Genomic DNA, 16,238 nt, shown 5'->3' on the forward strand with positions numbered 1-16,238 from the left:
TTATTAATTCTAAATAAAAATAATTCATAATCAAATTTAAAAATTATAATGAAGTATCTAAAAATGAAAACTTTACCTTTTGTACTATCAATCGGTATGCTACTTTCAGCAATTAACATGTTTTCACAACAAAACCACGGAAAAATAAAAGGAATCATTACTACCTCAGACGGAGCCGCCGCTGCAGATGTTAACGTCATCCTTAAAAAAACAAAATATGGTGCCTCTACGAATGAAGATGGCAGTTTTGAGTTTAACAGAGTCGTCGCAAATACATACACATTACAAGTTTCACTAACAGGGTATGAAACTTTAGAACAAGAAGTATATGTTTCTGAAAATGAAACAACTAAAATTAATTTACAATTAAAAGTTTCTAATAAGGAATTACAGGAAGTTGTAATAAGTGGTAAAAAAAGCATATTATCAAAAAAAACAGATTACGTTGCCAGAATGCCGCTTTCAAATCTTGAAAACCCTCAGGTGTACAGTATCATTCATAAGGAGCTTTTACAGGAACAAATTGCCGTAAACATTGAAACTGCCATAAGAAACAGTGCTGGCGCTGTACCAGTAAGTTATCCTTCGGGTGGTATTGGTATCGGATTCAGAGGTTTTGCTGTTGGTGTTAACGCAAGAAATGGTATGGAAACCGCTACGGGGCGCTCCTCTATTGATCTTTCAAACGTAGAGAGAATTGAGGTGATGAAAGGACCTTCCGGAACTTTATTCGGTTCATCCGTATCTTCTTTTGGTGGTGTTGTAAACCTGGTAACAAAAAAACCTTTTGAAACTACAGCCAGTGAAGTAACTTATACGGGAGGAAGTTTTGGCCTAAACCGTCTTACAGCCGATGTAAATACGCCCTTAAACAAAGAAAAAACGGTATTATTCAGAATTAACATTGCTGTAAATAACGAAAAAAGCTTTCTCGATTATGGCTTCAACAAATCACTGGCTGTAGCTCCAAGTGTTACTTTCAAGGCAAATGAAAAACTTACATTCAATTTTGATGCAGAATTATATAATTCGAACAATACCCGACGGACGTATAACACTTATGAGGCAACTTCTGGTATAAACAATCCGGAACAACTAAAAATAGATTATAAAAAGTCTATGTTTCATGACGATAACGATGCAAAAACTTCGGCAACAAAAGTTTTTTCTCAGGCAGAATATAAAATTTCTGAAAACTGGAAATCGACTACTATATTCTCTTTCGTAGGTGAAGACGTAGAACGCAGTTATCAGAGTTATGCCAACTGGACTTCTCCGACCAACGCCTCCAGAAGAGTTGGACTTTGGGGACCTATTTTTAATAATTATACCAATTTACAGGAAAATATCAATGGCCGGTTTTCTACCTGGGTATTCAAACACAAATTTCTTGCAGGTATCAATTTAAGAAAATATGAGTCTAACTTTTCAGGAGGAAGAACTGCAACGACCTATCTGGATAACATTGATGTAACTAGCAATTTTGCACCAATCAGAAGAAAAGCGGTAGATGCAGTATTAACGCTGACTACATCTCCGGTTGGTGACCAGAAAACTTTTAGTGCATACGTATGTGATGTAATCAGCTTTACAGACAGATTATCAGCAATGCTGAGTTTACGTTTTGATAATTTTAACCGTGAACAAGCCGGAACTGCAACTGCATTTCACCAAAATGCCCTATCTCCTAAATTCGGATTGGTATATGAAATTGTTAATGATCAGGTTTCACTGTTTGCAAATTACATGAACGGATTCCAGAATTATGCTCCTGTAAATCAGCCTTCAACAAATGATATATTCGTATTGGATCCTGTATATGCAAATCAGTATGAGGGAGGTATAAAGGCAGAAACTTTCAATAAAAAACTGAGTGCTACAGCTAGCTATTATAACATTACAATAGATAATGGCACCAGAACACTTGAAAATGGAGATACAATGCAGGATGTAAAACAAGAAAGCAAAGGAGTAGATTTTGAATTAATCGCCAAACCAATAAACGGATTAAGTATTATTGCAGGATATGCTTATAATGACAATCGTATTCTGAGAGCAACTAACCTTACGCTTGAGGGAAATAAATCTGCAAGCTCTCCTGAAAACGTAGTGAATTTTTGGACTACCTATACTTTTCAAAATAAATTTCAGGGATTAGGTTTCGGCTTAGGAGCAAATTATGTAGATGACAATTATTTTACAGTGGATAATACTTTCTATATGCCTTCATACATGATTTACAATGCTACTGTATTTTATGATCAGCCGAACTGGAGAGTTGGTGTAAAACTAAATAATGTAACCAACGAAAAATACTGGGATATTTGGGGAGCATCACAAGCTCCAACCAACCTTCTGGTAAATTTATCTCTAAAATTTTAAAAACAAATTATAACAAAAAAGCACCTTAATACTTTAGGAAAATTAAGGTGCTTTCAATAAAGCGGCAGTTTTTATTGAAACTGTTATAACATTACTAAACATGACATTTAAAAACTTTATAAAAAAAGTACATTTATGGCTGGGATTGTCATCAGGGTTAATTGTGGTCATACTAGGTATTACGGGTTGTCTATATGTTTTTGAAGAAGAATTACGCCCTATCGTTCATGACTATTATTATGCAGACCAGGTAAAAGGTAAAAAACTACCTGTTAGCCGGTTAATAGAAATTGCAAAAGAAGCCAACAAAAACAATCCTAAACAAACGCTTTCGGGATGCAAAGTAATAAATGATGATAAACGTACCGTAATGATATGGTTTTTTGAAGAACTGGATAAAGATGCCATTTGGTACTGGAATCATTATCAAAGCACTTACGTCTATTTGGATCCCTATACCGGAAGTGTGAAAAAACTTGAAGAATACAACTTTGAGTTTTTTGTTTTTGTACGAATGCTGCACCAAACGCTGTGTTTTAACAGCAAGATAGGCGATCCAATCGTGGGAACCGCGACCATAATATTCATTATTTCATTGTTCACAGGGTTGGTGCTTTGGTGGCCAAAAAACAAAAGTGCAGCCAAACAACGTTTTTGGTTTCGTTGGAAAGATAGCACCAAATGGAAACGTAAAAATTATGATTTGCATAACATATTGGGATTTTACGCGATGATATTTGCTTTAATCATAGCACTTACCGGATTAGTCTGGGCTTTTGAGTGTTATGACAAAGGAGTACAATGGCTATTTAACGGTGGCCAAACTATTGAAAAAGAAAATAAAGTCATCGAGTCAGATACCCTTTATTATACGCATAAAAGACCTGTGGATAAAATTTACAGTACTATAAAACAATTACAGCCCGATGCCAAGAGCTATTTCCTCTTCATTCCTAAAGTTAATGATTCATTGGCAATTGTTGGAACCTTTACCAAACACGAAAGCCGCTTTGACGATGTCGCCATTCAATTTGACCAATATACCGCCAAAGTTCTGAAAACAACAACTTACAATGATAAAAATAATGGAGAGAAGTTTAGATTCATCAATTATGATCTGCATGTAGGAAGCATTTTAGGATTCCCCGGAAAAATATTAGCTTTTATTGCCAGCCTGATTTGTGCCAGCCTTCCGATAACCGGATTCTATATCTGGTGGGGACGAAACAATAAGAAAAGAAAACATCAGCTTAATTAACATTATAGCTACTAGTTTTATACTTCATCATTAACCAATTAAAATAATATGAAAAATTCTAATAAACGAATACTCTGTTTTTTATTGACAATTTATTCATTTTTACTTTTCTCTTTTAGTGCTTTTGCACAACAAAATCATGGAAAAATAAAAGGAACTATAGCTACATCTGATGGAGATGCTGCTCCGGGTGTCAACATTATTCTTAAAAATTCCAAGTACACTACAGTTACCAATGAAAATGGCGAATTTGAATTCAACAGAGTTAGGCCGAATGATTATACATTACAAGTTTCATTGACGGGTTATGAAACCTTAGAACAAGAAGTAACAGTTTCTCAAAATGAAACAGCTTCGTTAAGTTTACAACTAAAGGTTTCTAACAAGGAATTAAAAGAAGTTGTTATTAATAACAATAATAAATGGACCTCTAAAAAAACAGAATCTGTAGCCAGAATGCCTATCAAAAATTTAGAAAATCCTCAGGTATACAGTTTAGTAACCAAAGAATTGATGGCTGAACAGATTATTACAGATTATAAACAGTCATTGCGAAACATACCGGGTGCAGCAGTAGGACACGGTAATTATTCAAATGGTTTTACGTATACAATTATGCGTGGCTTTTGGACAGGTGTCCGTCTTCGTAACGGAGTTGCTTCTCAGGGATGGAATGGTATTGATCCGGTTGTTGTAGAAAGATCTGAAGCTATAAAAGGACCTTCATCGACTTTATTTGGATCAAGCCTGATTTCTTTTGGAGGACTGATTAATTTAGTTGCAAAACAGCCAACGGAAAATAAAATGGCACAGATAGATTATACTCTGGGCAGCTATGGCTTAAACCGAATCTCTGCAGATATTAATATGCCTCTGAATAAAGAAAAAACAATATTATTCAGAGTAAACACAGCTTATCATGACGAAAAAACTTTTATGGATTGGGGATTTTTAAAACGTTTTGTTATAGCGCCTTCCCTTACTTACAAAGTTGATGAACGCCTGACACTTAGTTTGCAGACAGAATATCTACAGGCAAAATCTACTCTCCTTCCTATTAGCGATTTTTCTGGTACAACATTTACAAATATCAATCAGATTCCTTTACGTTATGATCAGTCAATTAACAGTAATGATCCTGTAAATGCTGGCGGAGGAACAAATGTTCTCGTCAAAGCAGAATACAAGATATCAGACAAATGGAAATCAACAACTATCTCGTCTTTGAGCCATGGTTTTGAAGATGAATTTATGGCAATGATTGCAAGCTGGACAGATAATTCAACGATAACCCGAACTGCCTCAAGTTCACTTACAGATAGCAGGGATTTTCAATTCCAACAAAATTTTAACGGAGAATTTAATATAGGTTCCATAAAAAACCGCATATTGTTTGGTCTCGATCTTTACTCTACTAATTCTGAAGCCACTGGCTATGTAGGTGGTTCGGAATATTCAGATGTAATTGATATAAATCAGCCCTATTCACCATTTTCTTTAGAAAAAGCGAAAGCAGTTAGAGAAGGGCTCTTTAGGGGAACTCAAATTACAAAAGGGAACACTTACGGAGCTTATGTATCAAACGTTTCTAATCTTACCGATAAATTATTGGTAATGCTTAGTTTGCGTGTTGATCGATTCGACAACAAAGGAACTTCTACTTTGGGAGGTGACTATATCGGTGGCTATAACCAAACAGCCCTGTCTCCAAAACTGGGTATAGTCTATCAGCCTCTCAAAGATCAATTGAGTTTGTTTGCCAATTATATGAACGGCTTTCAAAATAACAGTCCCTTCAAACAGCCTGATGGGAATACGGAAAATTTTAAGCCTTCAAATGGAAATCAATGGGAAGTTGGACTTAAGTCAGAACTCCTTCAAAACCGTTTGAGCGCAACTATTAGTTATTATAATATTGACCTGAGCAATGCCACCCGTACAGATGCTCAGGGTTTTACCAGACAGGATGGAAAACAGCGAAGCAAAGGAGTAGAAGTTGATATAACAGCAACACCTGTAAGAGGACTAAATATTGTAGCCGGATGCGGATTTAATGATTATCAATATATATTGAGCGATGCAACTAGTACAGTAACTGAGAGCCCGCTACCCGCAAATTTTGTCAATTTCTGGATCAGTTATAAAGCCAGTAATGGTTTTCTTAAAAATTTTGGTCTTGGAGGAGGTTTCAATTATGTAGGCGAAGCCTATAGTGATAACCAATATGGCCAGCTAACCATTCCATCCTATACCCTTGTAGACGGAACCGTATTTTATGACCAGCCAAAATGGCGTTTAGGATTAAAAGTTAATAACCTTCTTAATGATGAAATGTGGGGAATCAATAACAATCCTTTAAACCCAAGAAATGTTGCTGCTAATATAACATTAAAGCTTTAATTTTTACCAACTAAAAAATCTGAATAGGTTTAATATACCTATCAGTTTAAATCTATTTGTTTTTTACAACTACGCCTCAATTTGGATTTCCATCTTGAGGTTTTTTTCTTATAAAAACATACATGAGAACAACTAAAGATGGAGGTATAAGTCAATAATTCATTTTTGTATTATTAAATTTTTAGATTTGTAATAATTACCTATAATACCCAAAAAAATGAACCATCTTAACCAAAGAATGCTGCATTTTATTTTTATAATCTGTATATTCTTAATTTCAACCACCAACTCTTTTTCACAAAATAGTGGAAAACTAAAAGGAACTATAACTACATCAGATGGAGAACCCGCAGCTGGTATAAACATAGTTCTTAAAAATACAAAATATGGTACTTTAACCAATGACGATGGTTTTTTTGAATTCAAGAAAATAAAGGCAAATACGTATACATTACAGGTATCGTTGACTGGATACGAAACGTTAGAACAAGAAATAACTGTTTCAGAAAATAAAACATCCTCTGTTGATTTTCAATTGAAAGTTTCGAATAAGGAACTAAAGGAAGTAACCATATATAGTAACAGAGCAAAACTTTTCCCAAAGCAAAGTAATTATGTTTCCAAAATGCCTCTTAAAAACATTGAAAATCCACAAGTTTATAATGTAGTATCAGCTGATTTACTAAAAGAACAAGCTATAACTAATTTCGATGATGCGCTGAAAAATGTTCCCGGAATTCAAAAATTATGGGAATCTACAGGTAGTGCCGGAAATGGCGGATCTTTTTATTCATTGCGAGGGTTTCAACTACAAGCAAATATTGTAAATGGATTACCTGGATTAACAAATGGTACTTTAGACCCTGCTAATATTGAAAGAATCGAAGTGATAAAAGGGCCGTCCGGAACTTTATTCGGAAGTAGTCTTATTTGCTATGGAGGGCTTATCAATACAGTAACCAAAACCCCTTTTTCCGGTTTTGGTGCAGAAGTATCTTATCTGGCAGGAAGTTTTGGACTTAACAGGGTTGCTGCCGATGTCAACACTGTTGTAGATGAATCTGATAATGTTTTACTCAGAGTTAATACCGCCTATCAAACAGAAAACAGTTTTCAGGATGCCGGTTTCCGTACTTCCTATTTTTTAGCTCCTGTCCTGTCTTATAAGGTTAATGAAAAATTATCTTTCCTGATTAATACCGAATTTATGCAGGAAGAAAAAACAACTCCTGCAATGTTATTTTTAGGAAGAAGCAAATACTTGCAATTTGCCAATATCGAAGAATTAAATTATAACACAAAGTTATCTTTTACCAACAATGATTTGTCTGTAAAAAACCCTAAATACAATTTGCAGGCCCAGATGAATTATAAAATATCGGAACAATGGACTTCACAAACAGTACTATCAAAAAGTTCGACAAAATCTAAAGGATATTACTCTTATCTTTCCGATAATGAAGATGGACAGGGAGATTTTTCTATTTACATTACAAAAGAGAATTCTTTCACGACCACAACTGATATTCAGCAAAATTTCACAGGCGATTTCAAAATTGGAAAAATGCGCAATAGAATTGTAATCGGACTTGATTATTTTCAAAAAAATTTAATGTACGGAGGCACGGGATGGAATGGCGTTTACAAAGTTACGCCTCAGGGAGAAATCAGACAATATGATGATAACAATCCATATTATCTAACTAGTTCATCTGTAGATAAATTACTATCAACTACCGGAACCAGCAATGATAATTTAAGAAACAGTGCGTATAGCATTTATGCTTCTGATGTAATTAATATAACCTCTAAATTGATTGCAATGGCAAGTTTGCGTATAGATTATTTTGATAATGAAGCTGACATTACTAACGACAAAGATGATTATAATCAAACGGCATTATCTCCAAAATTTGGATTAGTATATCAGCCAATTGAAGACAAGTTAGCCTTATTTGCCAATTACATGAATGGTTTCAAAAATGTCGCACCAAACAATAATAACCCATCTGATCCTCAGACTTTTGAACCAGAGCACGCTAATCAGTTAGAATTTGGTATAAAAGCAAATCTTTTAGCAGATAAATTACATGCAACTGTAAGTTTTTATGATATAAATGTTGCGAATCTGGTAACAAGTAATTTCAATTATAGTGTTCAGGGAGGAGAAGCCCGAAGCAAAGGATTTGAATTTGATTTGAATGCGTCACCAGCGAAAGGGTTGAATGTAATTGCAGGATATAGCTATAACGATAGTAAAGTTACAAAAGGGGACACAGATAATGTTTGGCTGGAAGAAGGTAAAAGACCAACCTATTCAGGACCTGAAAACTTACTAAACCTTTGGGCAACCTATAAATTTAACTCTGGAACCCTGAGAGATTTTGGTTTAGGTTTTGGAGGAAATTATGCGAGTGAAAATGCAATCGTAAATAGTGATATACTCGGTAAATTTATACTCCCATCCTATGCTGTTATAAACGGATCTGTTTTTTACGCAACAAACAAATTGAGAGTAGCTCTAAACCTAAATAATATTGCCAACAAACAATATTTTAATGGTGGATGGGGTACTGTAAATCCTCAAAAACCAAGAAATCTTGTGGCTAGTTTTAGCTATAAACTCTAAAAAACATCTGATTAATTCAAAAGGGAGCTGATTTTAAAATTAGCTCCCTTTAATTTTTAATCTAAAGTGATGAAAACTTTTTTTCTGCTACAGTTTATAAAAACAATTTATCTATTGCATAATTTAAGGATTTGCATCTTCTGCTATTACTCAAATGTCAATGAATTCATTGCTTTTTTTTCAGCTATTCATCGATAACGGCTCACAAACCAAAATAATGTTTTGAATTTGGCGAATGTTCACCATATAACATGATAAACATTTTTGATTTATTCAGAAGATTCTATAAAAGTTAAATGACTAAAAACACAAATAATTGTTTTTAATTATTCTAAATAAATATTAAGTTTGTGAAATATAAATTTCCCAACATAAACAGATTGTACTATGAAATCAAATTCAATTAAAAAATTAACTCTCTTATTGCTGATGCTTATAGCAACACCTTCCTTATTTGCTCACGCTTTATGGATCGAAACAAAAGCTATTGGTACAAAAGGCAAAGCTCAGGAAATATCTATCTATTTTGGAGAATTCGCAGATAACGATATTACTAAAGCAGACAAATGGTTTTCTGATTTAAAAGACTTTACTTTAGTTTTAGTTTCACCTTCAAAAAAAGAAACAAAATTAACTTCTAAAGCATTGGATAATAAATATCAGGCATTTTTCACTCCTGATGAAGACGGGGTTTACACCATTGTAATGCACCATAAAGTAAAAGATGTTTACGGAACTATGGTTTTAGATTATAACTCAAGTGCTACAGTTGTAGTAGGAAACAAAACTTCAGGTAATTATGCTACAGCAAATAATAATATAATTGGACTATTTAGTGAAAATGCTGATATAGCTAAGAAAAATGCTAACATCAACGTATTTGCTTTGTACGAAGGTGCATCTGCCAAAAAGCAAAAAGTAAAAGTGATTGCCCCAAATGGCTGGGAAAAAGAATTATGGACAAATGATAAAGGAGAAATCTCTTTTACGCCAATCTGGTCTGGAAATTACATGGTAGAATTTGCTTATACTGAAAAAACGACCGGTGAACACAACGGAAAAAAATACGATGAAATCTGGAAAATGGCAACTTATTTAATTGCCGTAAAATAAATTTAAAATTTAATTGTATTAAGCCTTTTTCAATCCCGAAAAGGGCTTTTTTTGTTTAAACATTATTATTACATAAAATTTTACTTACATTATTTTAAAAATATCCTAAAAAAACTTAGTAAATAATTAACAAACAGATAGTTGTAAAATTAAAAATAATTAATCTAAATAAACTTTTAAATAATAAACTTACCTTCTATATTTGCAAAAAATTATTTTAAATTATTCTAAATAAACACCATGAAATATATTTTACTTTTCAGTTTATCATTTCTAAGTTTTGCTGCTTATAGTCAGGATTATTCAAATAACGATACTGCATCTGCTATTAATGATACTGTAAAAAACAAAAAGGGTGAAGTTCTCAATGAAGTTAAGATTACTGCAAATAAACCTAAAAAACCAATTTCTGCAGCTCGCTCAGGAATTAAGGTAATGGATTTACCACAAAGTGTTCAGATTGTTGGAAGTGAAGTTATCGAACAACAGCAGGCTATTCGTTTAAGTGACGTTATAAAAAATGCTAATGGCGTTTATGTAGGTTCAGCCCGTGGTGGTGCACAGGAATCTTTTTGGTCAAGAGGTTATACGATGGATACCAATAATATGTTTAAAAATGGATTTCGCTACAATACAGGATCTATTCCTGATGTATCAGGTTTAGAAAGAGTAGAATTTTTAAAAGGGGGATCAGCATTATTATTTGGAAATGTTACACCAGGAGGAATCTTAAACTTAGTTACCAAGACACCAAAATTTACAGAAGGCGGTGAATTATCCATGCAAATGGGAAGTTATGCTTTTTACAAACCATCGATCGATTTTTACGGTCCCTTAAATAAATCAATCGCTTATCGTATTAATGCTTCTTACGAAAATTCGGAAAGCTTTAGGGATTATGTGAAAAACGACCGTATTTATTTTAATCCTTCGCTCTTATTCAATCTTACGGAAAAAACTCATATTACATTACAAGGAGATTATCTAAGTGCCGACTGGACTCCTGATTTTGGAACCGGAATTGTTGGAAAAGAAATTTTAGATTTACCACGCAATCAGTTTTTCGGAGCACTTTGGTCAACCGGAAATACGAAGTCTTCAAGTGTGTCATTAATTCTTAATCACAGCTTTAATGATAATTGGAAATTAGGTTTTAATTCTTCTTTTCAGTCATATAGACGAACTCAGACATCAACAGCACAACTGTCTAATTTAGCCTATTCTACAAATAGTTCAACTGGTGAAAAAGAAGTTCTGTGGAAAAGAGGTTTAACAAAAGCTGATGCCGGAGAAAATATATTTGGAGACCAATTGAATCTTCAGGGAATCTTTAATACCGGAATAATTAAACATCAAATATTTACCGGGGTTGACTATGAATATTCTACAGCTCCAAATTATACTTTTGGTTTTTATGATTCTGCAAAACCTGCTGATCTTATAACTACAGAATCAAAAGCAATAAATATTTTAAACTACGATTATAACAATCAAAGTCTTAATGTACCTTTCAATAACAGGATAACACAACTTATAACTACAGATACCAAACGTTTTGGTGCCTTTGCACAAGATTTAATTTCGATCACAGATTATATTAAAGTTTTAGCGGGAGTTCGTTGGTCATGGCAGGAAAGTGAAGCTACTACAACCAAAGAAACAATTGCAAAAAATGATCAGGGCGTAAATGAAATTAAAATTAAATATGAAAATGCAGTGCCTGTAGCTGCAGCCAAAGCATTAAACAGAGCCTTTTCTCCAAAAGCAGGACTCGTTGTTCAGCCAAACAAAGACATGTCATTATTTGCCAGCTATTCAAATTCATTCACACCCAATACCGGAACTACTGTTAATGGTGAAGCTTTAGATCCTTCTATAATTGATCAGTATGAAGTAGGAATAAAGAAAGATTTCTGGAAAGGAGATTTAAGTACGAATGTGACGGCGTATATGATTGAGAATAACAATTTGGCTCAAACTGCACAATTTCTAGCTGATGGTATTACTCAAAATGCAAACAGTAATTTCAAAGAATTAGTAGGGGCAACAAAAGGAAAAGGTATTGAAATTGATATTACAGCAAGACCTGTTGAAGGTTTAAATATTATGGGAGGATATAGCTTTAATGAAACTAAAGTTTCAAAGTCATCAGGAACAAACGGAAGCCTTGTGGTAGGTGATATTTTAGCCAGAACTCCTAAGCACACAGCAAATTTGAGTTTTTTCTATAAATTACCTTACGGATTATTAAAAGGACTTTCTTTTGGCGCAATTGCTAATTATGTTGGAGACCGTACAGGAGGCTGGAATGATGATTACTTATGGACAGAAATTAAACCAGCACCTACTAATCCAAATGATCCTAAATATACAATTACGATCAGAGATCGTGACATACCTTTAGAAGGTTACGCTACAATTGACGCATCTGTAGGCTACGAATGGAAAAAAGTATCTCTTTTATGTAAATTATCTAATCTAACAGATGAGTTAAACTATACCGTACACGAAAATTATAGCACAAACCCAATTGCTCCTCGTCAGGTAATGGTGAGCTTAAAATACAAACTATAGCCTAAAATCAGGTTTTAACTTTACTAAAACTTTTTCTGCCTCTTTCAATTTGAAAAGCAGAAAAAGTTTTTCTTTTTTAATGTATCCCTCCCTCCTATTTAAATAATACAATCCATTCAAAAATATCTTTTGCATAACTCGGTATTAAAGGTATTTTTGCAGAAAGTTCTTTCAATTATTATAAACCTTTAATTTAATAAAAAATGCCTAGTCCTGTTTCAGAATGCCTTTACTGTCAAAATAACGAAACCTTACACAAGTTAATGATAAAAGTTGCCGATTTAAAAGTATCCCAGCTTTTCCTTTTTAAAGAACAGTCCTACACAGGCCGCTTAAATGTAGTGTATAAAGATCATGCTGTTGAATTTTATGAATTGAGCGATGAGCAACGTAATTTATTCATGGAAGATGTCGCAACAACTGCAAAAGCTATTGCGAAGACTTTTAATCCTGATAAAATCAATTACGGTGCTTTTAGTGACACCTTATCTCACTTACACATACACATTGTTCCTAAATACAAAGACGGTTACGGATTTGGAAGTGTTTTTGAAATGAACCCACAAAAAACTTATTTATCTGATGCTGAATATAATGTTGTTATAGATAAAATTAAAGCGAATTTGTAATTTCTACAAAACAGTCAAACTTTTAATGCAAAAAAATGTAACGATTCGCAATTTTCATAAAGAAATTATCAAGGCTTTAGAAAAAATCAAAATCAAATAATATTAAATAAAGATACTATGTTAACCAGACTTACAATTTTATTATTTTTTATTTTAACTTCATCAATTAATGCACAAATTTATACCCCAAGCGGTACAATACAAGGCTCTTCGTGGAATAATGACATTGGAATAGGAACAAATAATCCTACTGCTAAACTACATATCAATAACGGAGATAATTCATATGGAGCTATTCTTGCAAATGCAAATGAATTTCCTTTTTCATTGTACACAAAGACATTTAATACAGTTCCTTATTTAGAATCTTTTAGGATAGGATTAAAATATCTGGAAAATGAAAATAATGGTTTTATCTCTTTTTATAGAGGAGGTAGTGTATCAGGAGGTTTTTTAGGATTTTCAACTGATGGAATAGAGAGAATTCGTATTTCTGATATTGGAAATGTTGGTATCGGTACAAGTTCACCAATAGGTAAATTACAAATAGATTACGATCCAGTTTCACAAGTTGGGATATTACTAAACAATAACACAGGGTCTACTGTTGGTTCGGGAAATATTCAATTTGCTGATAATGGTACACTCAAATGGAATTTAACTACAAATGCAAGTAATGATTTCTTTCTATATAATCAAGATGGCCCAGGACAAGGGGCAAATTTATTTATTAAAAAGTCAAATGGAAATGTTGGTATTGGAACAACAAATCCAACAAAAAAATTAGAAATATACAGCAACGCAAATACTACATTAAAAATAGCCAATGGAAATCCTGCAGCATTTCCGACCGAAATACATCTGGGAGGAAACCCTGATTTTACAAAATCAGCTATAATATCTGCTCCAAATGCTGCAGGATGGTATCGACAGGATTTGTTTTTTTGTCTGGCAAATGGAAATGACACTTCATCAGTTGGACTTTCAGATGCTGCAATGGTGATTAAAAGCTACAATGCAGGGAAATTTGGAAATGTAGGCATTGGTACAATAGCTCCAGATGAAAAACTTACTGTAAAAGGAAAAATACATGCAGAAGAGGTAAAAATTGATTTATCAGTCCCTGCGCCGGATTATGTGTTTAGAGATGATTATAAGCTTAAAACTTTACAGGAAGTTGAAGATTACATCAAAAAGAATAGTCATTTGCCTGAAATTCCATCGGCCAAGGAAATTGAAAAAAATGGCTTAATGCTGGCAGAAATGAATATGAGTTTGTTGAAAAAATTGAGGAACTGACACTTTATTCAATTGAGCAAAATAAAAAAATTGAAGCCCAATCAAAAGAAATTGAAACTTTAAAAGATTTGGTGCTGCGCGTAGCAAAAATTGAAAACGACCTAGCGAAAAAATAATTACCTAATATAATAAATATGCTGCCTAATCATTTAGTTATTTAGGCAGCATTTTCTTTTAAATAACCCCCATCTTTTGCATTAAAAAAGTAGCACTTTTATTTTTACAGATTCCGCTTCGAAGTTTGTAATCAAAGTGCAAATCATTGTCTTTTATTTCGACTTCAAAACACTGATTAGTCAAAATTTCAGGATATTCATTTGTGGTCAGACAAACTTCGATATCGTGCGTTGCAATGGCACCAATGGCATTTTTAGCAATGACCTTTTTAACTACTTCAATTGTTCCGTTTCGTTTGTCATCTGAGTTGGTTCCTCTTAAAATTTCATCCAATAGAACAAAAGCCGGTTTTTCTTCTAATGCATCCATAATTTGTTTTAAACGCTTTATTTCAGCAAAAAAATAGGACTCACTATCTGCTAAAGAATCTGACAATCGCATCGAAACTAAAACTGGAAGTGGGTGAATTTTTGCTTCTGAAGCACAGACAACTGATCCTATTCCTCCTAAAACCATATTCACACCAAGACTTCTTAAAAAAGTACTTTTTCCGGACATATTGGACCCCGTTAAAATCATAAACGATTCCGGATAAAAATGCGTGTCATTCCCTACTCTGCTCACCGGATTTAATAACGGATGACTCAGATTTTTAAATCCGATTTTATACTCCGAATTGATTTCAGGAAAAACAAAATCAGGATTATTATACGCCAGATTAGCAAGACTACTCAAAGATTCGAACTCCCCGATTACATCAATCCATTTTTCAAGCTGGTCAGCATAATCGTATTTCCACTTCAAAAGAGCTCTTAGCACATGAAGATTGAATAAAAAACTTCCGTTAAAAAGAGTAGCAGTCACAAGGTTGCTAATTGTATCCATACGGGAAAACAATTCTGAAAGCTGTTTTAAATGTAAACTGGCTGATGTATTTTTAAAGATTAGCTGGTTTTGCAAATCAATTAATTTTTCAGACTCAAATTTTTCCAGTTCAATCTTCTCAACCAAAAGACCATATTGTTTGATGATTTTATCGATATTATCTGCTTTGGCGATTTCAGACTGAATACGTTTTGTTACCCTTCCTAAAACAATCAGATTCGCAATAAATATATAAGTCACATAGGAGAGCAGAATCGTTTTTGAAGTAATAAAATAAGCTGTAAGGAAACCTAAAAACAACGTTGGCAAAACAATTGATAATACATCCAAAACTTTAGGTAACGAATTATTTCTAAATGATTTCCAATGCATTAATGAATCATAACAATCTTTATTGTCATGACTGACAATTCCCAGTGCATTAAATTCCTGACGCCAGTCTGTTTTTGAAGCAAGTTCTTTTATTGCCTTCTGATTTTGAAGTATAACTTCATTAGAATTCAATTTCAAGAATTGATTTGCTAATGTTTTTTTCCCTATAAAAGTTGCCGTTCTGTTTAAATTCTGAAATAATGAATGTTCTCCAAAGATATCCAGATCGTAGGCATAAGGATGATGAAAATCATTGAACTCAAAACCATTTTCAAAAGGAAGTTTTTCTCTTTTCAGGAAAGAAATTTCGTTTTCATTGATTTTTAAAAGTGCCGTTAAAAGTTTTTTCTGAAAGGATAAACGCCAATGAATTCGCATTAAAAAAAGAAAACCAGCAAAAAACAATAACGCACCAATTAAGTATATAACTTCATCTTTTTTGATGTAATAAAACATCAGAAACAAAAAAATAAAAATACTTAAAAGCCTTAGAAGACTGATGGTGTTAAACTTTTTGCTGGTTTTGTTTAATAAATCTGTATAGTGGGAAAACCTGTTTTTATAATAGTCCATTTTTTCA

The 16,238-nt window shown here is 33.3% G+C and carries 9 protein-coding genes; 8 read left to right on the forward strand and 1 reads right to left on the reverse strand.

The genetic code is table 11. The annotated features are described in order from the left end of the window. Positions 1 to 63: 63 nt before the first annotated feature. The 8 genes from P5P89_RS21310 (at position 64) to P5P89_RS21345 (ending at position 14,284) form a co-directional block, all read left to right on the forward strand. Positions 64 to 2,382, forward strand: a complete 2,319-nt coding sequence (locus tag P5P89_RS21310) for a TonB-dependent receptor (protein ID WP_278010130.1) — start codon at positions 64 to 66, stop codon at positions 2,380 to 2,382. Between the two features lie 100 nt (positions 2,383 to 2,482). Next, positions 2,483 to 3,640, forward strand: a complete 1,158-nt coding sequence (locus tag P5P89_RS21315) for a PepSY-associated TM helix domain-containing protein (RefSeq protein ID WP_278010131.1) — start codon at positions 2,483 to 2,485, stop codon at positions 3,638 to 3,640. Between the two features lie 48 nt (positions 3,641 to 3,688). Then, positions 3,689 to 6,040, forward strand: coding sequence for a TonB-dependent receptor (locus tag P5P89_RS21320; RefSeq protein ID WP_278010132.1), 2,352 nt, complete (start codon positions 3,689 to 3,691; stop codon positions 6,038 to 6,040). Between the two features lie 217 nt (positions 6,041 to 6,257). Beyond that, positions 6,258 to 8,669 carry a TonB-dependent receptor gene (locus tag P5P89_RS21325; RefSeq protein ID WP_278010133.1) on the forward strand — a complete coding sequence of 804 codons (2,412 nt, stop codon included), beginning with the start codon at positions 6,258 to 6,260 and terminating at the stop codon, positions 8,667 to 8,669. A gap of 387 nt (positions 8,670 to 9,056) precedes the next feature. Continuing rightward, positions 9,057 to 9,782 carry a hypothetical protein gene (locus P5P89_RS21330; RefSeq protein ID WP_223683254.1) on the forward strand — a complete coding sequence of 242 codons (726 nt, stop codon included), beginning with the start codon at positions 9,057 to 9,059 and terminating at the stop codon, positions 9,780 to 9,782. Between the two features lie 240 nt (positions 9,783 to 10,022). Beyond that, positions 10,023 to 12,356 (forward strand): TonB-dependent siderophore receptor, encoded by a 2,334-nt coding sequence (locus P5P89_RS21335; RefSeq protein ID WP_278010134.1) that lies wholly within the window; start codon positions 10,023 to 10,025, stop codon positions 12,354 to 12,356. 263 nt (positions 12,357 to 12,619) lie between these two features. Further along, on the forward strand, positions 12,620 to 12,985 hold the full coding sequence (locus P5P89_RS21340) for an HIT family protein (protein WP_278010135.1): 366 nt from the start codon (positions 12,620 to 12,622) through the stop codon (positions 12,983 to 12,985). A gap of 117 nt (positions 12,986 to 13,102) precedes the next feature. Continuing rightward, entirely contained in the window at positions 13,103 to 14,284 is a 1,182-nt protein-coding gene (locus P5P89_RS21345) for a tail fiber protein (RefSeq protein WP_278010136.1), read from the forward strand. Between the two features lie 174 nt (positions 14,285 to 14,458). On the opposite strand, the gene P5P89_RS21350 is transcribed toward P5P89_RS21345, so the two are convergent. Further along, positions 14,459 to 16,231, reverse strand: a complete 1,773-nt coding sequence (locus tag P5P89_RS21350; RefSeq protein ID WP_278010137.1) for a MutS-related protein — start codon at positions 16,229 to 16,231, stop codon at positions 14,459 to 14,461. Between the last annotated feature and the right edge of the window lie 7 nt (positions 16,232 to 16,238).

Source organism: Flavobacterium gyeonganense (assembly GCF_029625295.1).
In the GTDB taxonomy this organism is placed as follows: domain Bacteria; phylum Bacteroidota; class Bacteroidia; order Flavobacteriales; family Flavobacteriaceae; genus Flavobacterium; species Flavobacterium gyeonganense.